We start from the raw sequence: 23,126 nt of genomic DNA, 5'->3' as shown, positions 1-23,126 counted from the left end.
CTAAAGTCCCTATCAATGAAAACTCAACTTAAACCCAAGCTTCTAAGGTTACTCTATCTTCTATTCTTCGCTTGGTTTCTAGGGGCTAACACCCTCCCAGCACGCTCCGAGTCCATTACCGCAGCACCGGATGGTACGGGAACAATTATTAACTACAACGGCAATACCTACCATATTAACGGAGGAACCCAAGCCGGGGCCAATTTATTTCACTCCTTCGAGGAATTCGGCTTAAACCCGCAAGAAATTGCCAACTTCCTCTCTAACCCCGACATTCTCAACGTCGTGGGACGAGTCACGGGAGGAAATACCAGTATTATTGAAGGACTCATTCAACTCACGGGGGGAAATTCTAACCTCTTCTTGATGAATCCTGCGGGATGGGTCTTTACCCAAGGGGCGAGTTTGGACGTACCCAGCAGTTTTGGGGCAACAACCGCCACGAGAATCGGTTTTGGGGACAACTACTTCAACGCCTATGGCGACAACCTTTACGGCGAACTAACAGGCAATCCCACCAGTTTAATTTTCGACCAAAATGCCCCCAGTTGGATCGTCAACGAAGCCGATTTAGCCGTACCTGCTGGAGAAAGTTTCTGGTTAGTCGGTGGGGGAATCATCTCGACAGGAACCGTAGAAACAGAAGGGGGCAATATCACCCTCGCCGCCGTCCCCGGCAAGAGTCAAATCGAACTCTCTCACGATGGATTGATATTAGACTTCATCTTAACTGCTGCCCCCGTAGAAGGAAGCGTTATTATCCCCACCCATGCAACAGGCATGAGAGCCGTAGATATTCCCCGTTATCTCACTGGAGGTAGCGAGGTCGGCCACGCCAATGAGGCCATTGTTGAAGCCGATGGGACGGTGAGTTTAGTGAGATCTAACACCACCATTACAGAAGGCGATACCGTCATCGCAGGGGAAGTCAACGCCGAGAATATCGCTCTGATGGCAGCCGGACGAGTCACCTCCCTTGATAACAACCTCATCAGCAATAATCCCACCGTTGTTTTATTCCCAGAAGCGATCGGAGATACAGTCGAAACCAGCTTCATTGACGAAGGCGTAGAAGACTATCAAACCCTGCTCTATGGCGGCAAAAGCGGTACGATCTCCCAAGTCGTTACTCATCAGGAAAATGGGATTAATTTCGTCACCGATACCCTGACAGAAATAGCCGCACAAGGTGGAGAAGTCAGCGCGGTACATCTGCTCAATGAAGGGAATGAAGGAGAATTTTGGTTAGGAAATGCTTATGTTTCCAATGAGACAATCGGACAATACCAGGCACAATTAGAACAATGGGGAGTCGCCTTAACCCCAGAAGCAGATATTTTACTTTATGCCTGTTATACCGCCTTGGGAGGAAACGGGATTGAATTGGTCAATACTCTCGCAGGGTTAACCGGAGCAGATGTAGCCGCATCAACGAATTTAACGGGAAATGCAGCTTTGGGGGGAGATTGGAACCTAGAAGTCCAAACCGGAAGCATCGAAGCAGAGTTGGGACTCCAACAACAGGTCATGGATGACTTTGCGGGCAAGTTGCAGGTGTTTACCGCCAGTGATGCGGCAACTTTGATCGCGGCCATTACAACCGCCAACGGGAATACTCAGACCGATACAATTAATTTTGCTGGGGATATTACCCTAACAGCAGTGGATAACGTGACGGATGGACCCAATGGCTTACCCTCAATTGTGGCAGATGGGGGGAATAAATTAACCATTAATGGGATGGGGAATACGCTTTCTCGGGATGCCGGCGCACCTAACTTCCGACTGCTCCATGTTGCCTTGGGTGGCGATTTGGAGATAAACGAGACTACCCTTTCGGGTGGGGTAGCTGACACGGGCAGCACGGTTGTACTTGTACCCGCAGATAGTGGGGGAGCTATCTTCAATCGAGGAACGGTGACCCTGAATGATAGTACCCTTTCTGGTAATCGGGCATTAAATGATGGTGGCGCTATTTATAGCACTGCTAGTACTGCTAATACAGCGACGACGAACATCATCAATAGCACCGTTTCTAACAATGCAGCAGGGGACAACGGCGGCGGCCTCGCCAACTCGGTCTTTGTGGGCGGAGCGGGTGCACTTCCCAATGCCTCGGTAGTAAACATCACCAATAGCACGTTTTCGGGCAATTCAGCGACGGATGGCGGCGCTGTTTCCAACTTTGGACAAAATGGTGACGGTGGTTCCGTGATGAACATTACCAATAGCACCCTTTCTGGTAATACTGCCAACTCCACTGGCGGTGCCATCTACAGCCGGGGACAAAGCGCTCTCTTTGGATCGACGGTAACCCTCACCAATAGTACTGTTACCAATAATACAGTGGTCAATGCGGTGGGCCGAGGAGGTGGCATCTTCAACACTGGCTTTTTTAGTGTTAATGCAAGCAGGATTATCGTCGGGAACAGCATCATTGCCGGAAATACAGCTGCGATAGAAACAGATGTTCACCAAGACAACCCTGCCGCCAATGCCCCGTTTGTCGATCAAGGCAATAACCTGATTGGCGTTGATTCTCAGACGCTATTCGCTACCAGTACCCTCGTCGGCAGTGCTGCAAGTCCACTCGATCCCGGCCTCCTTCCTCTGGGGGATTATGGCGGCCCAACCCAAACCCACGGTTTCGATCCCTCCAGTCCTGCTTTCAATGCTGGGAGTGATGCCCTTGCAGCCGCATTAACCACCGATCAACGGGGCGCGCCCGGACAGCGCATTGTTGATGGGACGGTAGATATCGGGGCGTTTGAATTTCAAGGCAGTTTTGAAATCATCCCTGTTGGCGACCAAAATCTAGCCGTGAGCAGTCTTCCTTCTACGATTGATGTCAGTGTTAAAGTTGTGGAAGCCGTGTTTAATCTTCTCCCCAGTGTTGGCACGACTGTTAATTTTAGTCCGGTGGGAACCGTAACGGGATCCTTTACCAACGGCGCTAGCGTTGTTACCAACTCTAGTGGTATCGCCCTCAACTTCTTTGACATCTTGAGTGCAACTGGGGATTTCCAAATTTTAGCAGCATCAACGGGTTTGGACTCCCTCACCTTTAACGTTACCCCTACCGCCTCTGCCATCTCTTCCGCCGCCTCTGCCGCCAGTTCGAATTCACTCTCAAACTTCGAACAGATATTCGAGTCTCTCGAAGTTCCCCGAAATGACATTCTTTTCGGACGGGGTTGTGCTGCTCCCCCACAGGATGAGCTCCTTCAGCAAGAAGAAAATTCTGATGAGGAAGAAGTCGCGGCAGCAGAAGAGGGGAATGCTTCGCTGAGTTATGACGGCAGTTGCGATCCCGTTGATGCCGGTGGCGATGGTGGCGGCGAAGGATCTTAAGATCGTTCAGAGCAATAACCAACATAGACCGATTGCCGACGATTCAATAAATATTGAGAAGAGATGTCGGCGATCGACTTTTTTGGCTTATTTCTCGATCGCCCAGTTCGCGGCACTTCATATTGTCTAGCCGCCGTGGATGCCAATGCAAGTAGATCTGTAAAATTGTCAGATTACCGGACAAAACCATAACATTAGTAGCGTGAGGAACAAAATGCCTTCTCAAAGATTGAGTGCTTTTACCACTATTATTCTCCTATCCAGTTTTACTGCTCCTACCTTAGCCGAACCCGTTAGTTTGCAAGCTGTCGATCTTATCGGACAGTCTCCTCAAGAACGCACCGATCCCACCAGTCCCGATCGCGATTTCCTCCAACCCATCGATCCCGTTCTCCCTCCCGAGGAGGAACCCGACTTTTTCCCCGATATTGAGGATACTACTCCCTCAGACTCCCCCAGCGAAGGCGTTTCCTTCCCCATTAAACGCATTGAAGTCGTTGACAGCACTATTTTCAGCCGCGAAGACTTTACCGAAATTCTCGACCCCTTGCAAGGACAAAACGTTACCCTTGCTCAACTCGAAGAAGCGGTCGATGCTATCACTCAACTCTACATTAGCAAGGGCTATATTAATTCCCGCGCCGTCCTCGGAGAACAAAACATCGCCGATGGAGTTGTCACTATTGCTATTATCGAAGGTAGCATTACCGATATCGAACTGAACGGACTCGAACGGTTTCAACCGGTTTATTTTACCTCTCGCCTCGATCTCGGCACTGATACTCCCTTTAATGTCAACGCCCTCGAAGACCAGCTGCGCCTATTGCAAATTAATCCCTTGATTGAAGATTTGCAGGTAGATCTCCAACCCGGAGAGGAAGCGGGAGAAAGCACCCTACTCCTCGATATTGAAGAAGCCTCGCCCTTTTTTGGTACGGCATTTTTTGATAACTATTCGGCTGCTAGCGTCGGTTCCGAACGTTACGGACTCAATGGAGGATATCGCAATCTTTTAGGATTAGGGGATATTTTCAGCGCTACCGTCACGCGCTCGTCTACAGGAGGATCTCGCGTCTACGACTTCAGCTACAGCATTCCTATCAATGCGATGGACGGCACCGTCAACGCGGGAATTACCCTCGATCGCAACAATGTCACCCAGTCCCCCTTTGACGTTTTAGGCATTCGAGGAGAGTCAGAAACTTACGAACTTTCCCTGCGCCAACCCCTCATTCGCAGGTTTGCCGAAGAATTTGCCCTCTCTGTGGGATTGCGACATAAAACCGGGCAAACTTTCCTATTTGATAATACGGGAACTTCTTTTAGTAGTGGTGCGGACGCTGATGGAAGCACTCGCACGATGGTGTTGAGTTTTGGGCAAGATTATCTCAAACGCGATCGACAAGGAGCGTGGATTTTCCGTTCTCAGTTTAATTTCGGGGTTGATTGGTGGGATGCAACCAACAATAACGACCCTACCCCAGACGGTCAATTTTTCAGTTGGACGGGACAGGCACAACGCATCTATCGGTTAGGCGATCGCCATGTCTTTGTTATCCAAGGCGATGTACAACTGTCTCCCAATAACTTGTTAGCTTCAGAACGATTTGGCATCGGTGGCGGCCAAACCTTGCGAGGTTATCGTCAAGGGGCGCGATCGGGGGATAACGGTTGGCGCATTTCCATCGAAGATCGCATCACTTTAGCGTCTGGAGACCCTGCCGTGCATTTGTTTCAGGTGATTCCTTTTTTAGATATGGGGATGGTGTGGAATAATCCCAGCAACCCCGACCAAATTGCCAACGAGCATTTCTTGGCGGGTGCAGGAGTGGGATTGCTTTATTCCCCTGTGGAAAATGTAACCATGCGCCTCGATCTAACTTTGCCTTTGGTTAATGCCAGCGATCGCTCGGTTAATGCTCAAGATGATGGCGTTTATTTTAGTCTGGCTTATCGTTTTTAAGCGCAGAAATCTAGACTTCCTCTCTGTACATTTCCGATGGATAGAGAGGAAGAATAACTTATTTTTGTACGCTCCAACCGAGTTGCGTGGGTTGTTCGTAGATCTTTTTTAAAGTATTGATATCTCGTGGAGAAATTGGTGGCGGATCGCCTGTTTGCGCCTCATAAAGGGCATCGGTTTCTAAGGGACTGTGACCCCAAATTCCGAGGGCGTGACCTAACTCGTGACGTGCGGTCCCTAAAGTATGTTTCTCGCTTTGATGAGCACCTAAAAAAATCTGGAAGCGATGGGCGAGAAGGGGGGGATCTGTCGATCGCAAATAAAAATCATATTTTGCTTCGGCAGTCCGGGCGCGAGGGATAATTAATTGGCGGTTTTCTCGGTCGATCCTCGCTCGCATGGGGGGTCGCGATCGCACCCAAATGATATCTGCATTTTCTTTTTCAGTGACTTCTTGTAAGGGGAGATAAATATTCCATTCTGCGATCGCGTCTCGGATTGCTTTTGTCCATTTTTGCTGCGTCTTATCGCGATCGGGTTCAAGATAAACTTTAACTGGAAAATCCGACCAAACTAAATATCCTAACGGGGTAGCATCAATGCGATCGAAATAATCCCCGTTAGGATTTTGCCATTGTTCTAATTGTTGGGGTAAGGGATGGGAGCTTGCCGCAGGAAGGGAGGCAGAATGAGCAAAAAACGATGAATTTAAATTTCCCAACAGGAAAAATAAAGCCAAATGCAAGACAATTCCCAAACTAAAAAAACGCCCCCAGTTCCTCATGCTTCAAGATTAGTGCGTCGGTTACTGCACTACCATAACCGTACAAGTAGCATGGTGCAAGACATAATTGCTGACGCTGCCGAGGAGCATTTCCGAAAGTCCCGATCGTCCGCGACGACCGATAACGATTGTATCGGCACCCCAACTTTCAGCCAAAGCGCAAATGGTTTGACCGGCATCCCCTTGCTTGTAGTCAAATTCCGTAGCAATGCCTAAATCTGTCAGTTTTTGACACCAAGATTGCAACCACGCTAAAACCTCATCTTTTCGTTGTTGTGCTAATTTTTGGGATTGTTCGAGCATTTCGACGGAGTAACTACCCCCATAAATGCCCATACTTCCTGCGGCTAAAACATTAGAACTATTGGGAAAAGGATCTCCCATGCAATAGAACAGCATCAAATGACCGTTAAACTGTTTGGCCAGAGAAACTGCTTTTTCTAAAACTTCTGGGGGGGTAGATTCGCGATCGATCGCGACTAAAATCTTCTGAAACCCTTTATCGTCAATCTGAAAATCAGCGATCGCATTTTCGAGTGTTTTTTGACTCAGTTCTTGAACGGTCATAATCTCCTCCAGCAATTCAAAATAGGGAGATTTCGCCTTATCTCAATTCTCAATTTACAATTAGGAAACCCTTAAGAATAGACATTTTAAAGACGAAATTCTTATACTTTTAGGTTGACATATTTCTCAATGGTTGGATTGATTCTGACAGAAAAATTAACAGAACTGACCAAGATTCCTCTCTAATTTTTATAGGGGATTAATAGCGAATCCGAGGATCGATGTAAGCGTTGATAATATCGATCGCGATACTAGCAAACACGACAATGCCACCAAAAAAGACCAGAATGCCCTGTACGGTAGGATAGTCGCGATCGCCAATTGCCTCGTACAATCGTTTTCCCAACCCCGGCCAAGAGAAAGTGACTTCGGTTAAAAGAGCGCCTCCCAATAAAGCAGCAATGGTTAAACCCAAAACAGTAATTACAGGAATAAGGGCATTTTTAAAGGCATGAGCAAATAAGATACGCCGTTCGGGAATACCTCGGGCTCGGGCGGCTTCGATATAATCGGCTTTTAAGGTATGTTTCAGGTTGACTCGCACGATACGTTCAAAGATACCGCTCAGGAGCAAACCCAAGGAACCACAAGGTAAAACAAGATAATAGAGAGCGGTAAAAAGTTGTCCGAAGTTGCCCGTGAGGAGACTATCAAGGGTGTAGAGTCCGGTAATTTGTGCGGGAGGCAGCACATTGATGGGATAGCGCGTCCCTAGAGGAAACCAGCCCAATTTCACTGAGAAAATGAGTTGAAACACCATTCCCATCCAAAAGAGGGGCAGAGAGTAGGTAATAATGCCAAATAAGCGTCCGCCAGCATCCATGACCGTCCCCGGACGAGAAGCGGCTAGCATTCCTACCGTAACGCCAATGAGAACGGCGATGGCCATCCCAAAGAAAGTTAATTCAACCGTCGCGGGGAAATGTTGTTGAATGACCTCCCAAACCGGTTGTCCTTGACTGGTCACAGATTCCCCTAAATCGAAGCGCAGAAGTTGTCCTAAATACTTAAAATATTGCAACCAAAGGGGATCTGTGAGGCCGAGACGCTCTCTCAAGATTTCTTTGGCGGCTTCTGGGGCGCGATTGCCGAGGATAGCATCGGCGGGATCCCCCGGGGTTGCTCGCAAGAGAAGAAAAACAAGTGTTACAATTGTTAGTAACATTAAAGGGGCGAGTAATAAGCGAGTCAGAATATAAAATTGTAAGGCTTTAGTCCGTGACATTATTTAGAGGTAATGGGTTAGAGTAAAATTATCCCATCAGAAATGCTGCCCCGATCGCGAAACAAATGCTGAAAACCATTACGCGACTCTTAGATTGGTTAGAACGTCATTGGGTGAAACCTGCTTATTCTGGCGGGGTTTTACTGGGAATTGCACTCTGTTTTTTCGGGGCTGCCACTAATACAATGGCGGGTTGGTTATATGCCATTAGCGGTATTATTTTTGCCCTCTTGGGACTCGGTGCCGTCCTTGCTGCGCGATCGCTTGCCTCGATTCAAGTGCGTCGTCGTCTCATTGCCCCTATTAGTGCGGGGGATGACCTGATCCTCGAGTTAGAGTTAGAAAATACGAGCAATCAACCGCGATCGCTTCTACAAGTCTGCGATGTTTTGCCCTCAGTTCTCGGTCGCGCTAAACCGACAGCGATCGAGGTGATTCCTCCTCATCAAACTCATCGTATTACTTATTATCATCCGACTCAAAGACGAGGAGTTTATCGCTGGCAAGAAGTAGAATTGAAAACAGCGACTCCTTTAGGGTTATTTTGGGCGCTTCGCAGTCGTCTTGTACCCGCAAAAGCAATTGTTTACCCACAAGTTTTACCCTTGCGTTCCTGCCCTCTCGTAGATACCATCGGACGAGAAGAAAGCCTGCAAACCGAACGCGATCGCCGTTATGAATCGGCAACTGAAGGGATTACAAAAGCCCTCCGCCCCTATCGTATCGGCGATCCGACCCGTTTAATTCACTGGCGAACAAGCGCGAAACTGGGGAATTTACAAGTACGAGAACTGGAAGTAATTACCAGTGGGAAAGAAGTGATTATTTGTTTGGATAGCGGGACGGCTTGGGATTCTGAGGCCTTTGAGCAAGCTGTTATTGCAGCAGCATCGCTTTATTTTTATGCCAGTCGCTGTCAATTTAGCGTTCAGTTGTGGACGGCACAAACAGGTTTAGTGAAAGGGAATCGCGTCGTTTTGGAAACTCTCGCGGCCACTTATATTCAAGAAGAACAAAATGCAGCCCCACCCACAGAGCCGCCCTTGGTTTGGCTGAGTCCAAATACGAATAGTCTGAATTCTCTACCTCGGGGAAGTTGTTATTTAGTCTTTGCTCGTGCTGTTGCCAAGACCACTCCTTCTAATCTCAATTTAAAGGGTTTGGCCATCGATCCAGAACAACCATTATCAGACCAGTTACAGAGACCAGTTAGATGATAGGGGCATAAGTTAATTAATTATTAATTTGTCAATTGCTGATGTCGCGATCGCTGATAATAGGAAGTCTCTAATCGATCGTGGATTTCATGTCAACAGCAACAATTCCTAACCCCAATCTCGCTCAAACGTCCTCTTCTCCGGATACTTTAACCATTGCCGGACGTACTTTTCAATCTCGTTTGATGACGGGAACGGGTAAATATTCCAATATTGAAACCATGCAGCGCAGTATTATTGCAAGCGGTTGCGAAATTGTCACGGTTGCAGTGCGACGAGTGCAAACTCAAGCCCCCGGACATGAAGGACTCGCAGAAGCGATCGACTGGAATAAAATTTGGATGCTGCCCAATACTGCCGGCTGTAAAACTGTGGAAGAAGCCGTGCGCGTTGCCCGTTTGGGGCGAGAAATGGCGAAACTTTTGGGACAGGAAGAAAACAATTTTATCAAACTGGAAGTGATCCCCGATGCCAAATATTTACTTCCCGACCCCATCGGCACCCTAGAAGCTGCAGAACAGTTGGTAAAGGAAGGATTTGCCGTTTTACCTTATATCAATGCCGATCCTCTCTTAGCCAAGCGTTTAGAGGAAGTGGGGTGCGTGACAGTAATGCCGTTGGGTTCTCCTATTGGTTCCGGACAAGGGCTGAAAAATGCCGCCAATATCCAAATTATTATCGAACAAGCTAAGGTGCCGGTGGTTATCGATGCGGGGATCGGTTCCCCTAGTGAAGCCGCCGCAGCGATGGAAATGGGGGCAGATGCTTTATTGATTAATAGCGCGATCGCCCTTGCTCGAGATCCTATTAAAATGGGGCAAGCAATGGGGATGGCCGCAGAAGCCGGACGCATGGCCTATCAAGCCGGACGCATTCCCGTGAAAGCCTACGCGAGTGCTAGTTCTCCCCTTACGGGTACGGTGGCTTAAAACAATACAGAGGAAGAAACCAAGAATAAATTCTTCCTCTGTCCTCTATTCCTTGGTATTTTTTATGACTTGAAGAAACATCTCGATTTCTTTGATCAAGTTATTATAGAGTGCGCTTTCTTGTAAGAGTAATTGTAAATCTGAAATGCGATCGGGATAGCGATCGCGCCAAAATTCGCTTGGGACAAAATTAGTTTTCACTAATTCAAAATCCACATCTAAATAGAGGGCAAGAGGAGTATTTGCACAGCCTTGCGCTTGCCATTCTTGGTTTAAACGACGAGAAAACAGACTCAGTCCTAAAGGGGTAATAGGTCGCACATGGGTGGGATCGTGCATAAAATCATCGTGACGAGGATGGGGAACGATAATATGAATCATTGCACCATTCGCACAAATGCGATACATTTCTTGAATGATTTTCAGATAAGTATCGGTTTGTTGTCCGAGATGTTCGAGGACGTGAATGAGTTTAATTTCCATAACACTGTTATCTGGCCACGGCCAGGGAAAGGTTTCGAGATCGAACTGGAGATCGGGATTTCCAAAGCGATCGACGTTGACATAACCTGCTAATAATTTGCAGCCACAGCCGAGATTTAAACGTAAATTGGACATATAATTACCCGATAGGGGAGAATATTCATCACTTTGTATTTTAAAGAAAGAAGAAACATTGATGACAATTCTCTCTCAATTATTCACTACTCACGATCTAAAACCATGGACGACAAAGCAGCAGTCATTGCAGTCAATGAAGCCTTTTATCGTGCTTTTGAGAAAAAAGATATCGGGGCCATGTCCGAAGTTTGGTCTCAAGGAACATGGAGTTCCTGTATCCATCCCGGACGAGAAACTTTACGAGGATGGGAAGAGACTCGCACCTCGTGGGAACAAATTTTTCGCAATACGAATTATCTCGAAATCAATACAGAAATTATCAATGTCGATCTCGGAGAGGCGATCGCTTATATAATCCTTGTGGAAAATGTCATGCAAATTGTAGGAAATCAGCGTTATGAGGCGCGATCGATGGCGACAAATATATTTCGGAAAATGGCACAAAAATGGTATCTCATTCATCATCATGGTAGCCCTATTGCAAGTAGAAGAGAATAATAAATGAAACCAAAAATCTTCTTTAACTCTCGCTTTCTGTTTCTCATGATCTCGATTTTTATTATTTTAGAAGGGGGATTACGTTTTAAATTTGGTTTGGGAAATCCAGTATTAAGTCAAGCTGATGCAGAAATTGGATATCGTTTTCAACCCAATCAAAATATAACTCGTTTTGGGAATAAAATTATTTACAATCAATATTCTCAACGTTCCGATCGCATTCTCTCTCCTAAACCTGAAAAAACTCTGAGAATTCTTATGGTTGGCGACTCGGTATTAAATGGAGGAATGTTAACAGATCAAAACCAAATAATTTCCGAACAGTTAGAAGCAGAAATCAAAGAAATAGGCATCAATGTAGAAGTTTTAAATGCGTCGGCAGGATCTTGGGGAATTGGCAATCAACTCGGATATTTGCATGAATTTGGCACATTTGCCAGCGATCTGCTCATTTTACAGATTGGCACTCACGATTTAATTCAGCCGACCAGTATCGGAAATCGCGTGGGAATTGACCCTAATTATCCCGATCGCAAGCCATTATTTGCCTTACAAGAACTCTTTACTCGTTATATTATCCCACAAGTTTTACTGCGTTTGCACTTACCTCCATCATATCAGGAAATTCCCTCTACTGTAACCCCAGAGGAACAATTTCAAAAAAATATTGCGCTTTTAGATCGCATTCTCGATCGCAATATCCCCATAATTATTCTCTTTACTCCCAACCGTATTGATGTTATTCCAACGCCCAATATTCCTGCATATAAAACCAAGTTTTTTCAGTTTTTAAAAACTCGTCAAATTTCGATTATCGATACTCATGCGGCTTGGTCAAAATTACCTGCAACCCAGACAGAATCTTATTTTCGCGATCTCGTGCATTTAACACCTGAAGGCAATACCGCGATCGCACAACTTTTATTTGTGCAAATTTGCCAGCGCGATCGCTTATGTTCTCCCTAAATTCTTGCTTCTTATTCAGAAGATTGAATTAAAATCGTTCCCTTACCCGTAAAATTCAATTGTCTTTCTTCTCCAGATTTTTTTAATCCCGCTAAACTTCCTACCGCAGACACAACATCTTTAATATATTCATAATCATAATGATAAGAAGGACTGGGTAAATCTGCCCATCCTAAAACAGCCTCGGGATCGACTTTTGCCGGTGCCTCAAGAAAGACGACAGGACCGTTAGAAGAGGCAATGAGTTGACCTGTCCCTAGAAAAGTCAAATAACCTCCCAAGGTTGATTCTTGACAGGTTAAAGACGAAGAAAATGCCAAAACCCGAGACGCTTTGACTGTCAAATGTGCGTCCTCTAAATCGTAAGAGGCAATTTCGCAAGCGCGATCGCCTAGAATGAGTTTTCCTTGTCCCGTTACCACAATAAACTCATTAGCATATCGAGGTGTATTAATTGATTCTTGCACAATCAAATCGAGCAAATTTGCCCCTACTGCTTGAAATCTCAACATTCCATAATAGGCAATCATCTTGCCTTTTTTTATCATCATCTGGTTGACAACATTCAGACAATAACTAAACTTATTGAGATTATCATTGTCGGGTAAGGTTTCGTAGTTATAAATCATAATTGCCTATTATTTGAATTTATAATTTTAATTTTGAATTGATGTAGTTTCTCGTTCGTATGCTTGAATATAAACTGTACCTTGTCCGCTAAATTTGAACTGATAACTTTCTCCAGAAGTTTGACCGATTAAAGTTTTCCAATTCACATCTGTTACAAACTGAGAAGTTAACATTCCTTTGTGACCGAGATAGGCATTCAGATCGACAAATATCGGCTCTTTTGGCGTCACCTCAAGTGCGATCGCATCCCCTTGAGAAATAATGGCGACTTCTCCATGTCCCGAAAAAGTCGTTGTAAACAAACCTTGACCGCTAGCAACTCCTTTAATAATTCCTTGAATACCACTTTGATTTCCTTGAAAAACTGTTCCAGTTTGCAAACGATTATCATATGCTAAAACACTATCGCTTTCAATGTACAATATCTCGCCTTGTAAAGGAATAATCGTTACATACTCACCTTGATAACCATAGCAAACTTTCCCTGTCCCTCGGGCGCGCATCAGGATTAATTCTTCGTTTGTAACTTCGCGCAGGGCTAAATTTTGTACTCCACCTCCCGCCAAATAACTGCGAGTAAAGTTTATTTTTCCGGTATAGCAAAGCATTGAACCACGTTTGGCAAAAACTTCCTCATTGTTCAGTGCGATCGCTAACATTTTATAATTAACTAGGCTGTAGGTAGGCATAATTTCTCCACGGTTAAACTGTTAAATATAGATATGCTATTGATTGATAATTGCTCATTGTTCATTGCTCATTGATAAATACGTTCTGCGGGTTGAATATAAATCGTACCTTGTCCGGTAAATTTTAACTGATAGCTTTCTCCAGAAGTTTCTCCGACCATTGTTTTCCAGTTAACATCAAAAATAAATTCTTTTTGCACATTTCCTTGATAGCCAATAAACGCATCAGGATCGACACAAAATGGATATACTCCATTAACCTCAAATGCTAAAATCCCACCGTGAGAAATGACAGCCACATTACCACTTCCTTCAACTGTTGTGGTAAATAATCCTTGACCTGAAGTTGCTCCAGTAATTCCAGCAAAAGCAACATTGGTTTTGAGTGTTTCATCAAAGGCTAAAAGACTATTACTCTCAATAAACATTTTATCATTATTCAGAGGGAGAAGAGAAATTTCTTGTGCTTTATTGGCAAAATATACCGTACCTGAACCTTTGGCGCACATAAGTTCAAATTTCTCTTTCGTGACTTTGCGTTTGAGAACACCTAATAATCCTTCTCCTCCTAATAATGCCTTTTCAAATTTAACATTTCCATCGCAAGCAACCATCGATCCGGCTGTTGCCATCACTTTCTCATTATTTAAGGTCACTTGAAGAAGGCGATCGTTTTTTAATGCAAAAGTAGTCATTTCAGTTATCAGTTCCGACTGCTAAAGTAGGAGGCTTGAGATCTGATTATTTTGGTCATGTTTATAAACAGTGAATCGCTGACTCTCCCATATTAGTCAAGAAAAGACAATTTTTGCGCGATTTCTTCTAGATAAATTGTTAAACTCGTTTCAATTCCGCGATCGCGCAGAGTTTTCAGATTGGTATTTTGCCAGCATTTTTGTTCTCGTTGCATTTGTTGGCTTGTTAGCCGTTCTAAAATAACTTTAGGGTTTCTCGTGCGATCGCTGTTTTCTCTCGAGGTAGAACGCAATTTATGCGCTTCGGTGCAAGGATCGAAGGATAATTGCATCTTGATTTCTGCTAAAATTTGCTCTTCTTCTGGATTTTCAGGAAGAAATCCATTCAGTACCCACGCTTCTCTTTTGGGATTCGCCGTACCGAGTATAATCTCTAATTGAGGTTTGCGATCGCAATGCTCCCTTCTGGCTTGTTCGAGTCCTCGTCTGCGATCGGGTTGATTATCGAGATCGCGAATGAAAAGAATTGCTTTAATTTCTCGCGTTTTCTGTAAAAAACGGACTAAATTTAATACTTTCATTGCTGCTACACCATCAGGTTTAAATTTTTTACCATCTCGAGTGCGACCCAAAAACCCGAGTTTAAATTTTGGGGAACGAACATTGCGAATAATTTTTTTGATGTCTTTCCAGCAAGAATATTCTGTTCCTGCCTCTAACCCACTCCACTGAAACATATATTGAAGATTTTCTTCTTCTAACCAATCAATTGTCTCGACAAGCACTCGATTTGCTAATTCAGTTGCAATTTGCCAATCCGCACGACTTTCTACAATAACTATAACTTCAGACATTTACAACTCCTTCGTTAATCCATTCTTCACCTTCTGCATTCCAAAATTCTCCCGTTGTTAAGGTTTGTTTTGCCCATTCTACATCAGGATGCTCATCTAATCGTTTACAGCTTGTAAAACCGGAAGGATTAGTATCGAGTACGTGAACTTGAGAAAAATCTAGTTCATCGACAATATAAGGAGAATGAGTTGTAAAGATAATTTGTAGATTAGGATTAGTTCTTACAATTTCTTTGAAAACAGCAATTAACTCTCGTTGCGCCCGTGGATGCAGTCCTTGTTCAATATCATCTAATAAAATTAAATTTGGCTGTTTAGGATGCAGCAAAACTGTCAGGAATCCTAAAGTCAGTAATGTCCCTTCACTCAGTGCATGGGCAGGAATTCTATTACCTGTATTAGTATCCAAAACTACTTCTTTTCCCATAATTTCTTGATTGTCTTCATATGAGATGGATTTGCCATCAATTTCAATCAATCGCTGATGGTTTATAATAGTTTTTGCGCGCGTTACTCCGACTTTATACACTTCTGGTATAATCCGTTTTAAAGTTTCTTGTAGTAATTGAAATTGATCTGGAGCATCATCGCGAAAATAATCTATAGCAGGTGCAAGTCCCGAGCCATCAAACTCAACTCTTGGTGTATCTCGATCGCTGTAAGCTGCTTTAGCAAGATTACCAGCAACTAGCTTTAGATATACCGAATATTTCAGAGATTTAATAATTGAATCGGGAGCTATATCTAATGAAGCATTCCAATCACCTCGATTTGAACCATCCGAATTATTATCTATATTCCAGAATGTTTTTGGTTTCCAGGAATAACCATCATTCTGTTCCCAACTAAAAGATGCTTTCCAAAATTTTGGGTTAATATTTCCCCAATAACCACAGGATAAAACTGACATATTTTGTTGCCCGGTTTTTGTAAGAAATTCCGGAGATCTATCATCTTGAAAAATACGGGCAAATGATTTATCAGCAAGCATACTTAAATAATATATTGCTTGTAGAATGGATGTTTTGCCTGAACTATTTTTTCCCACCAATGCGTGTAAGCGAGAATCATCTAAACTCAGTTGAGTGGATTGATGACCTTTAAAGTTTTCGAGTTTAATTTCTGTTATCATACCTCTCCTTCTCTAAATTGAATCATTGATGCTTTAACCAATCAAAGATATCTCCTACTGTTAATTGTAACTCTAATTGTAAATCTTGGACTAACTCTGGAACAGGTAAAACCGCCCATTCATTTTTGAATCGGCGCTTCTTCAAGCTACACTCTCTTCAATTGAATATAACATGAAAGTAGAAAACTGTATCGAACTAAAACAAGAGGATTAGTTCCTCTTGTTTTAGTCAAGCGTTTAAACAATATATTCTTGCAATGCTTTCACTTCTAAAGGTTGCGATCGCAAGGATTTTATTGCCGCTACCGTTGCTTTTGCCCCGGCAAGAGTAGTAATGAGAGGGATTTTGTAAGCCAAACAAGAACGACGAATTAAACGCCCATCTTCCCGCGAATCTTGTCCCGATGGAGTATTTACAATCAGGTTGATATTCTCGTTTTTAATGGCATCTAAAACATGAGGACGGCCTTCATGTAGTTTCAATACCAATTCCGACTCTACACCATTTTCCTGTAACACTTTATGAGTTCCTGAAGTGGCAATAATTTTGAACCCTAGATCGCAGAACTCTTTAATGATAGGAACGACTGGAGATTTATCGCGATCGTTAACAGAAACAAAAACTGTTCCTGCTCGCGGTAACTGTTCGCCGGCGGCAATTTCTGCTTTGGCAAATGCCTTACCAAAATCGGAATCAATACCCATGACTTCTCCAGTCGAACGCATTTCAGGACCGAGAAGAGTATCGGTTCCGGGGAACTTTTTAAAAGGCAATACCGCTTCTTTAACTGCAACATGCTTGAATGTAGGTTCTTCGGTAAAATTCAATTCCTTTAAGGTTTTGCCAGACATGACCAAAGAAGCCATTTTGGCCAAAGGAATTCCTGTTGCTTTGGAAACATAAGGAACCGTCCGCGATGCCCGAGGATTGGCTTCTAAAATATAAACAATATCTCCTTGAACGGCGTATTGAATGTTCATTAGACCCACAACATTTAAGACCTTTGCCAGTTTAAAGGTCCATGTCCGAATTGTATTGAGAGCAGTATCCGAAAGCGATGTATAAGGTAGAGAACAAGCTGAATCTCCCGAGTGAATTCCTGCTTGCTCGATATGTTCCATGATACCGCCAATCACTGCATTTCCTTCGCGATCGGCAATACAATCAACATCTACTTCAACGGCATTTTCAAGGAACTTATCCACTAAAATAGGACGATCGGGTTCGACTTGTACGGCAAAGGTCATATAATGCTCTAATTCTGAGTCTGCGTAGACAATTTCCATCGCCCGACCTCCTAATACATAAGAAGGACGAACGACAACCGGATAGCCAATTCGGTTGGCAATAGCTAGTGATTCTTCGTAACTGCGAGAAATGCCATTGGGAGGCTGTAGAATTTCTAATTCGTTGAGAATTTTTTCAAACCGTTCCCGGTCTTCTGCGGTATCGATGGAGTCTGGAGAAGTTCCCCAGATTGTGGTTTTACTGGGATTTTGGTTGAGATAACTTTGTAAAGGAACAGCTAATTTAAGAGGAGTTTGTCCGCCAAATTGCACAATAATTCCGTCTGGTTGTTCGGCTTCAATGATATTGAGAACATCTTCTTTTGTTAAGGGTTCAAAATAGAGACGATCGCTTGTATCGTAGTCCGTCGAAACGGTTTCAGGATTGGAATTCACCATGATGGTTTCATAGCCTGCATCGCTGAGAGAGAAGGCAGCATGACAACAACAATAGTCGAATTCAATCCCCTGTCCGATGCGGTTTGGTCCCCCACCAAGGATCATCACTTTGGGTTTATCGGAGGTGCGAATTTCCGATTCTTCCGGTTCGTAGGTAGAATAATAATAGGGGGTATAAGCCTCAAATTCTGCCGCGCAAGTATCCACCAATTTATAAACAGGAGTAACCTTTAATTGTTGGCGATGGTTGCGGACTTCATCTTCTGTCGTACTGGTCGCAAAAGCAATTTGACGATCGCTAAATCCCTGTTGCTTAATGAAACGCATATCCGTTGCAGAAATCTCTTTTAATGGCGTTTGCTTGAGGAAACGTTCGGTTTTCAGTAAATCTGCCAATTTGTCCAAAAACCAAATATCGATCGCAGTCAAATTATGAATTTCTTCCACTGTCATGCCCAATTTTAGTGCCTGATGGATACTAAAAATGCGATCGGGGTTGGGGGTTCGCAAATTAGCGCTCACTTGTACTAAGGTCGGTAAAGGTTCGCTGCGATCGCATCCAAAGCCATAGCGTCCGGTTTCTAAGGAACGTAGGGCTTTTTGAAAAGATTCTTGGAAGGTTCGTCCGATGGCCATTGCTTCCCCGACGGATTTCATTTGCGTTGTGAGGATGGGTTTGGAACCGGGGAATTTCTCGAAAGCAAAGCGTGGTATTTTTGTGACAACATAATCGATCGTGGGTTCAAAGGAAGCCGGAGTTTGTTGTGTGATGTCGTTAGAAATCTCTGGTAAAGTGTAACCGACAGCGAGTTTAGCCGCAAATTTGGCAATGGGGAAACCCGTGGCTTTCGATGCAAGGGCAGACGATCGCGACACCCGAGGGTTCATTTCAATGACAATGACATCCCCATTCGTGGGATTAACCGAAAACTGAATGTTTGAACCTCCCGTTTCTACGCCAATTTCCCGGATAATTGCAATGGAATAGTCTCGCAAGCGCTGATATTCTTTGTCCGTCAGGGTTTGGGCGGGGGCGACGGTGATAGAATCTCCAGTATGTACCCCCATCGGATCGAAGTTTTCGATACTGCAAATAATGACAACATTATCAGCGAGATCTCGCATTACTTCTAGTTCGTACTCTTTCCACCCTAAAAGCGATCGCTCCACCAAAATTTGCGACACGGGAGAAGCATCGATCCCTCCTTGTGCCATTGCTTCATATTCTTCTTGGTTGTAAGCAATTCCTCCTCCGGTACCACCCATGGTGAAAGCGGGGCGGATAATGAGAGGATAGGAACCGATTTCTCGAGCGATCGCACGGGCTTCGTCTAATGTATTGGCAATTCCCGAAGGACACACCCCTACACCGATTTTTTCCATTGCTTCTTTAAACAGCAAGCGATCCTCGGCTTTTTCAATAGCAGGGAGTTTTGCACCGATGAGTTCTACTCCATATTTCTCTAGGGTACCGTCTTTCGCTAAAGCAACAGCGAGGTTGAGGGCGGTTTGTCCTCCCATCGTCGGTAAAATCGCATCCGGTCGCTCTTTTTCGATGACCTTGGCAACAATTTCCGGGACGAGAGGTTCGACATAAGTGCGATCGGCAGTTTCGGGATCTGTCATGATCGTTGCCGGATTGGAATTCACTAAAATTACTTCATAGCCTTCTTGTCGGAGGGCTTTACAGGCTTGCGTTCCCGAGTAATCGAATTCGCAGGCTTGACCGATGACGATGGGGCCAGAACCGAGGATCAGGATTTTTTTGAGGTCTTCGCGACGAGGCATAGGAGTTTGTAGAGCGTAAGGTGTATAAAGTCAAACTATTTTACAGCAAGGCTTTCTTTGCGATCGTCCATTAGCTGAATGTTTTTAACTTATCTCTCAGTCCCTGAAAATATTCCTCAACAAAAAATTGAGACCGGTGTGACAATCTTGGCCGCGATCGCCATCAAAATCAAGCGCGATTTTAATCTTAAACGATCTAATCTCTTTGGTTTTATTGTTATTAATTGTAACTCTTGATACTTGCAATGAGTTCCTCTCTCTCGATCGCATCTATCTCTGCGGACGAGCTCGCGATCGCTCCTCGAGAAAAAATGTATGATGAGGACTGAAGTTAGAGTAACAGGGAATTTTGAGTAGCCAAGGTAATCGACAGAAATCGCTCCCAAGTCGATCGGCGCTAAAATACAAGCTGAATTAAATTCAGCGATCGGCCACCAAGAACCAATAACTAATAAACAATAACTAAAACTGAGATTCTCGTTTTTGGTTCTTGTCAGAGACCATTAAAGCAATCGGATCTTCAAGAAGAATAAATCTTTCCGATTTTGCCAACTCTGTCGGTGTATTGCAAAGATGGTAAACTCCGAGAGAGAGTAAATTTAACAACAACAATACTAAGATACAATTGCAGGTGACTGTTTTGGTTTCTTGCATGGCGTACTGAACCTCCCGCACTCTTTCCCAAAGAAAAAGTACTATTCGATCTGGGTTTTCATCGAATTGGATGGTACCGAGTTCTATCTTAAAAGACTTTTTAAGTAGTGCTTTAGTTCCATTCCCAGCAAAGATCGGGGTGTTTTGGGCAATATTCTTGCACGGCGTTCGCTCCTCACAGAGAAATATTTTCCCTAATTTTGAATTCGCATATTCTCACCTAGTTTTAATTGTACCCGCAATTCAGCGAAAAATCTTGTTTGCTAATTGCTCGGATAAAGCCAAAATGTCATAAAAGCCAGCAATTTGTTGTATCCAATCGGCGGGAATATCTTTAACACCGTAAGATATTCCCGCTAAGCCTCCGGCTAAAGCCGCGATCGCATTGGTACTCTCGCCTAAATTCACGGCTTCTAAAACTGTCTCGGAGTAAGAGGAGCAATTGAGCAAGCACCAGAGAGTGGCCTCTAGGGTATGAATGACATATCCCCCCGAGGAAATCTCCCCTCGGGGCAGTTCGGCTAAATTGCCGCCGATAATATTATGAAAATGGAATAATTGAGCGCTATAGGGAGGATGCCAATACAGAGGCTCAATGCGAGCAATGCCCCGTAAATACGCTTCTTCGGGAGGATAACCCTGTAGCAAATCGATCGCAATGCTAATGTAAAATCCGCAGGCCATTTGCGATCGCGGATGGGCGTGAGTAATGCGGGAGATAAGATGAATGCCCTCGAGCAAATCGGGAAATGAGAGTAAATGAGAGCAAAAAACTAAGGGAAGCGTCCGCACCAAAGAACCATTCCCATTGCTCATCTCTTCCGTTTCTCCAGATAGTCGCGGGGAAATCCCTGCTTGCAAGCGAGCGATCGCTTTGGCGGTAGTCAACCCCATATCAAGATGCCTGTCATGGAACGTGCCAATTTCTCCCTCGTGACCGCGAGAGAGGAGATTTGCTGTCACATCAACGAAAGCTTCTGCCGTCATACTCTCCGCACAAAGAGCTTCCGCAACGCAAAACATTAAGGCACTGGCATCAGACAAAGTTCCGGGGGGGCGATCGTGGGTGCCGTATCCTTGCATTCCCGTGACGGGAGACTGTTGCAGTTGCGATCGCGAGGAAAATTCTACGGGAACCCCGAGAGCATCTCCGACGCAAAATCCCAATAATCCGGATAAAATTTTTGCCCCAGAAATATCCGCTTGTTCTCGTGTCATGGTTGTCGCCGCGATCGCCGTGCCGTGGTGTAGCCTATTCGTAATCATCCGAGTCAGTTCCTATTTTTTTCGTTCGCACAAAAATGAATTTCGTTCGCGCACCCTATTTCTTTGTACTCGATGTTCAACTCCAAACCCGAAAATTTTATCGAGCAGTCTTGGCTCTGGCGGTTCTGCATGGCACTTTTCCTTGTGGGACAGCTCGGGTTGCGTCTTTTCAAGGGTAGGATTTACCCGCGTGCCTTTCTCGAACAATTTGCGAAAGCCGGACCTCGTTCTTTCCTACCTGTTATTCTAATCGCAATTTCTGCCAGTGCCATCTTTACCATCCAGACGGCGCGAGAATTAAACCGTTTTGGGGCAATTGCGGCGTTGGGAGGGGCTTTTGCTTTGGCATTTTGTCGGGAGTTAGGTCCGGTTTTAACGGCAAGTATTGTCGCCGGACAGGTGGGATCTGCTTATGCGGCGGAATTAGGCGCGATGCAGGTCACAGAGCAAATCGATGCGTTGATGATTTTAAAAACGGATCCGATCGATTATTTGGTGTTACCGAGGGCGATCGCTTGCTGTTTGATGTTGCCTTTATTAAGTATTTGCGCGATCGCTGTGGGGATTGTAGTAGGGATGCTGACGGCACAGCAATTTTATCATCTCAATCCTTGGTTATTTCTGCGATCGGTGCGATCGTTTTTAACGCCGTTGGATTTGCTGGCAGTGTTGCTAAAAGGGTTATTGTTTGGTGTCGTGGTGTCGGCGATCGGCTGTAGTTGGGGATTGACAACCCGGGGAGGAGCAAAGGAGGTGGGACAATCTTCAACCAATGCTGTTGTAACCACATGGATCGCTATTTTCTTTCTCGATTTTTTCCTCTCTTTGCTATTGTTTAAAACCCCCATTCTTTAAAATGGCTCATTATCTTCTCTCTTGCTACAATTGAAAAATTCCCAATCTCAAAAATAAATATGATTATCGCACCTCCTCCAGTAATGCGATCGGGGATTTTACTCGATAATATTAGCTGGCAAACTTACGAAACCCTGCTTGAAGCCTTCCAAGACCAGCGAGGACTTCGACTGACCTACGATTGCGGTAAATTAGAAATCATGACACCACTCGCTCCCCATGAAGGATATAAAAAATTAGTCGGTCGTTGCCTTGAAACGGTAACGGAGGAGTTTAACATTAATATCAGAAGTTTGGGATCTCTAACCTGTCGTCGCCAAGATTTAGCCAAAGGTTTAGAGCCCGACCAATGCTATTACATTGCCAATGAAGCGATCGTTCGGGACTTGGAACAAATCGATCTCGATCGCGATCCACCTCCCGATCTGGTCATTGAAATTGATATTACCAGCAGTTCTCTCGATCGCATGAGTTTATATCTGGCTTTAGGCGTACTAGAAGTGTGGTGCTATGATGGCGAAAGATTGCAATTTTATACTTTACAAGAACAGTCTTATCAGATTGTAGATTATTCCTCTACTTTTCCCTTTCTCTCTCCTAATGATATTCTGCATTTTATCGAACAACGCGCAACAATTGGAGAAACTGCACTAATTCGTTCTTTTCGACAGTGGCTTAAAGTGCAAGCTCAAAATGAGTAATCAAGATTTTTGTGAATCGATCGAGCTAAGATTGGCAATCTTCAATAATTTTAAT

At 44.4% G+C, this 23,126-nt stretch carries 20 protein-coding genes and 1 pseudogene; 8 read left to right on the top strand and 13 right to left on the bottom strand.

The genetic code is table 11. From position 1 onward, the window contains the following. Positions 1 to 15: 15 nt before the first annotated feature. Both AC6RV6_RS00555 and AC6RV6_RS00550 read left to right on the top strand, forming a co-directional pair. Positions 16 to 3,351, top strand: a complete 3,336-nt coding sequence (locus tag AC6RV6_RS00555; RefSeq protein WP_500238041.1) for a DUF4347 domain-containing protein — start codon at positions 16 to 18, stop codon at positions 3,349 to 3,351. 214 nt (positions 3,352 to 3,565) lie between these two features. Further along, positions 3,566 to 5,314: a ShlB/FhaC/HecB family hemolysin secretion/activation protein gene (locus AC6RV6_RS00550; RefSeq protein ID WP_500238040.1), complete on the top strand. Its 1,749-nt coding sequence runs from the start codon at positions 3,566 to 3,568 to the stop codon at positions 5,312 to 5,314. Between the two features lie 58 nt (positions 5,315 to 5,372). Here AC6RV6_RS00550 and AC6RV6_RS00545 read toward each other — a convergent pair whose 3' ends face one another. The 3 genes from AC6RV6_RS00545 to AC6RV6_RS00535 form a co-directional block, all read right to left on the bottom strand. Then, positions 5,373 to 6,098 (bottom strand): peptidase, encoded by a 726-nt coding sequence (locus AC6RV6_RS00545; protein ID WP_500238038.1) that lies wholly within the window; start codon positions 6,096 to 6,098, stop codon positions 5,373 to 5,375. A 21-nt stretch (positions 6,099 to 6,119) separates the two neighbouring features. After that, positions 6,120 to 6,665 carry a universal stress protein gene (locus tag AC6RV6_RS00540; protein WP_500238037.1) on the bottom strand — a complete coding sequence of 182 codons (546 nt, stop codon included), beginning with the start codon at positions 6,663 to 6,665 and terminating at the stop codon, positions 6,120 to 6,122. 199 nt (positions 6,666 to 6,864) lie between these two features. Further along, on the bottom strand, positions 6,865 to 7,890 hold the full coding sequence (locus AC6RV6_RS00535) for an ABC transporter permease (RefSeq protein ID WP_500238035.1): 1,026 nt from the start codon (positions 7,888 to 7,890) through the stop codon (positions 6,865 to 6,867). A 68-nt stretch (positions 7,891 to 7,958) separates the two neighbouring features. On the opposite strand from AC6RV6_RS00535, the gene AC6RV6_RS00530 reads away from it, so the two are divergent. Both AC6RV6_RS00530 and AC6RV6_RS00525 read left to right on the top strand, forming a co-directional pair. Beyond that, positions 7,959 to 9,107 (top strand): DUF58 domain-containing protein, encoded by a 1,149-nt coding sequence (locus AC6RV6_RS00530; protein WP_500238340.1) that lies wholly within the window; start codon positions 7,959 to 7,961, stop codon positions 9,105 to 9,107. Between the two features lie 143 nt (positions 9,108 to 9,250). Continuing rightward, positions 9,251 to 10,036, top strand: a pseudogene (locus AC6RV6_RS00525) (thiazole synthase); the annotation flags it as partial. 45 nt (positions 10,037 to 10,081) lie between these two features. Here the strand turns inward: AC6RV6_RS00525 and AC6RV6_RS00520 are convergent. Further along, on the bottom strand, positions 10,082 to 10,654 hold the full coding sequence (locus AC6RV6_RS00520; protein WP_500238034.1) for a class I SAM-dependent methyltransferase: 573 nt from the start codon (positions 10,652 to 10,654) through the stop codon (positions 10,082 to 10,084). A 105-nt stretch (positions 10,655 to 10,759) separates the two neighbouring features. Here AC6RV6_RS00520 and AC6RV6_RS00515 point away from each other — a divergent pair, with 105 nt between their 5' ends. Next, positions 10,760 to 11,155, top strand: coding sequence for a nuclear transport factor 2 family protein (locus tag AC6RV6_RS00515; RefSeq protein WP_500238033.1), 396 nt, complete (start codon positions 10,760 to 10,762; stop codon positions 11,153 to 11,155). Between the two features lie 3 nt (positions 11,156 to 11,158). After that, positions 11,159 to 12,121 carry an SGNH/GDSL hydrolase family protein gene (locus tag AC6RV6_RS00510; protein WP_500238032.1) on the top strand — a complete coding sequence of 321 codons (963 nt, stop codon included), beginning with the start codon at positions 11,159 to 11,161 and terminating at the stop codon, positions 12,119 to 12,121. 11 nt (positions 12,122 to 12,132) lie between these two features. Here AC6RV6_RS00510 and AC6RV6_RS00505 read toward each other — a convergent pair whose 3' ends face one another. The 9 genes from AC6RV6_RS00505 to AC6RV6_RS00465 form a co-directional block, all read right to left on the bottom strand. After that, complete coding sequence (locus AC6RV6_RS00505; RefSeq protein WP_500238031.1) at positions 12,133 to 12,750, bottom strand: AIM24 family protein; 618 nt, start codon at positions 12,748 to 12,750, stop codon at positions 12,133 to 12,135. A 27-nt stretch (positions 12,751 to 12,777) separates the two neighbouring features. Continuing rightward, a complete protein-coding gene (locus tag AC6RV6_RS00500; protein ID WP_500238030.1) occupies positions 12,778 to 13,440 on the bottom strand; it encodes an AIM24 family protein in 663 nt (220 codons plus the stop codon). A 68-nt stretch (positions 13,441 to 13,508) separates the two neighbouring features. After that, positions 13,509 to 14,135, bottom strand: coding sequence for an AIM24 family protein (locus AC6RV6_RS00495; protein ID WP_500238029.1), 627 nt, complete (start codon positions 14,133 to 14,135; stop codon positions 13,509 to 13,511). A 92-nt stretch (positions 14,136 to 14,227) separates the two neighbouring features. Then, on the bottom strand, positions 14,228 to 14,989 hold the full coding sequence (locus AC6RV6_RS00490) for a hypothetical protein (protein WP_500238027.1): 762 nt from the start codon (positions 14,987 to 14,989) through the stop codon (positions 14,228 to 14,230). Next, a complete protein-coding gene (locus AC6RV6_RS00485; protein WP_500238026.1) occupies positions 14,982 to 16,121 on the bottom strand; it encodes an AAA family ATPase in 1,140 nt (379 codons plus the stop codon). The genes AC6RV6_RS00490 and AC6RV6_RS00485 overlap by 8 nt, the downstream gene beginning before the upstream one ends. A gap of 22 nt (positions 16,122 to 16,143) precedes the next feature. Then, entirely contained in the window at positions 16,144 to 16,266 is a 123-nt protein-coding gene (locus AC6RV6_RS00480; RefSeq protein WP_500238024.1) for a hypothetical protein, read from the bottom strand. A 92-nt stretch (positions 16,267 to 16,358) separates the two neighbouring features. Continuing rightward, positions 16,359 to 19,595, bottom strand: a complete 3,237-nt coding sequence (gene carB / locus AC6RV6_RS00475; RefSeq protein WP_500238021.1) for a carbamoyl-phosphate synthase large subunit — start codon at positions 19,593 to 19,595, stop codon at positions 16,359 to 16,361. A 462-nt stretch (positions 19,596 to 20,057) separates the two neighbouring features. Beyond that, positions 20,058 to 20,249, bottom strand: a complete 192-nt coding sequence (locus AC6RV6_RS00470; protein ID WP_500238020.1) for a hypothetical protein — start codon at positions 20,247 to 20,249, stop codon at positions 20,058 to 20,060. 243 nt (positions 20,250 to 20,492) lie between these two features. Next, a complete protein-coding gene (locus tag AC6RV6_RS00465) occupies positions 20,493 to 21,515 on the bottom strand; it encodes an ADP-ribosylglycohydrolase family protein (protein WP_500238019.1) in 1,023 nt (340 codons plus the stop codon). Between the two features lie 72 nt (positions 21,516 to 21,587). On the opposite strand from AC6RV6_RS00465, the gene AC6RV6_RS00460 reads away from it, so the two are divergent. Continuing rightward, positions 21,588 to 22,370 carry an MlaE family ABC transporter permease gene (locus tag AC6RV6_RS00460; protein WP_500238017.1) on the top strand — a complete coding sequence of 261 codons (783 nt, stop codon included), beginning with the start codon at positions 21,588 to 21,590 and terminating at the stop codon, positions 22,368 to 22,370. 59 nt (positions 22,371 to 22,429) lie between these two features. Continuing rightward, the gene (locus tag AC6RV6_RS00455; protein ID WP_500238016.1) at positions 22,430 to 23,071 is read left to right on the top strand and encodes a Uma2 family endonuclease; all 642 of its coding nucleotides are present in this window, start codon (positions 22,430 to 22,432) and stop codon (positions 23,069 to 23,071) included. Positions 23,072 to 23,126: the final 55 nt, after the last annotated feature.

This window comes from Spirulina sp. LEGE 11439 (assembly GCF_059821285.1).
The sequence above is the reverse complement of the archived record's forward strand: the minus strand, read 5'-3'. Positions and strand labels throughout refer to the sequence as shown.

Bases quoted from the DNA above. Each gene is read 5' to 3' on its own strand.
- AC6RV6_RS00555 (WP_500238041.1), top strand. From the start codon at position 16: ATGAAAACTCAACTTAAACCCAAGCTTCTAAGGTTACTCTATCTTCTA.
- AC6RV6_RS00550 (WP_500238040.1), top strand. From the start codon at position 3,566: ATGCCTTCTCAAAGATTGAGTGCTTTTACCACTATTATTCTCCTATCC.
- AC6RV6_RS00545 (WP_500238038.1), bottom strand. From the start codon at position 6,098: ATGAGGAACTGGGGGCGTTTTTTTAGTTTGGGAATTGTCTTGCATTTG.
- AC6RV6_RS00540 (WP_500238037.1), bottom strand. From the start codon at position 6,665: ATGACCGTTCAAGAACTGAGTCAAAAAACACTCGAAAATGCGATCGCT.
- AC6RV6_RS00535 (WP_500238035.1), bottom strand. From the start codon at position 7,890: ATGTCACGGACTAAAGCCTTACAATTTTATATTCTGACTCGCTTATTA.
- AC6RV6_RS00520 (WP_500238034.1), bottom strand. From the start codon at position 10,654: ATGTCCAATTTACGTTTAAATCTCGGCTGTGGCTGCAAATTATTAGCA.
- AC6RV6_RS00515 (WP_500238033.1), top strand. From the start codon at position 10,760: ATGGACGACAAAGCAGCAGTCATTGCAGTCAATGAAGCCTTTTATCGT.
- AC6RV6_RS00510 (WP_500238032.1), top strand. From the start codon at position 11,159: ATGAAACCAAAAATCTTCTTTAACTCTCGCTTTCTGTTTCTCATGATC.
- AC6RV6_RS00505 (WP_500238031.1), bottom strand. From the start codon at position 12,750: ATGATTTATAACTACGAAACCTTACCCGACAATGATAATCTCAATAAG.
- AC6RV6_RS00500 (WP_500238030.1), bottom strand. From the start codon at position 13,440: ATGCCTACCTACAGCCTAGTTAATTATAAAATGTTAGCGATCGCACTG.
- AC6RV6_RS00495 (WP_500238029.1), bottom strand. From the start codon at position 14,135: ATGACTACTTTTGCATTAAAAAACGATCGCCTTCTTCAAGTGACCTTA.
- AC6RV6_RS00490 (WP_500238027.1), bottom strand. From the start codon at position 14,989: ATGTCTGAAGTTATAGTTATTGTAGAAAGTCGTGCGGATTGGCAAATT.
- AC6RV6_RS00485 (WP_500238026.1), bottom strand. From the start codon at position 16,121: ATGATAACAGAAATTAAACTCGAAAACTTTAAAGGTCATCAATCCACT.
- carB (WP_500238021.1), bottom strand. From the start codon at position 19,595: ATGCCTCGTCGCGAAGACCTCAAAAAAATCCTGATCCTCGGTTCTGGC.
- AC6RV6_RS00470 (WP_500238020.1), bottom strand. From the start codon at position 20,249: ATGCAAGAAACCAAAACAGTCACCTGCAATTGTATCTTAGTATTGTTG.
- AC6RV6_RS00465 (WP_500238019.1), bottom strand. From the start codon at position 21,515: ATGATTACGAATAGGCTACACCACGGCACGGCGATCGCGGCGACAACC.
- AC6RV6_RS00460 (WP_500238017.1), top strand. From the start codon at position 21,588: ATGTTCAACTCCAAACCCGAAAATTTTATCGAGCAGTCTTGGCTCTGG.
- AC6RV6_RS00455 (WP_500238016.1), top strand. From the start codon at position 22,430: ATGATTATCGCACCTCCTCCAGTAATGCGATCGGGGATTTTACTCGAT.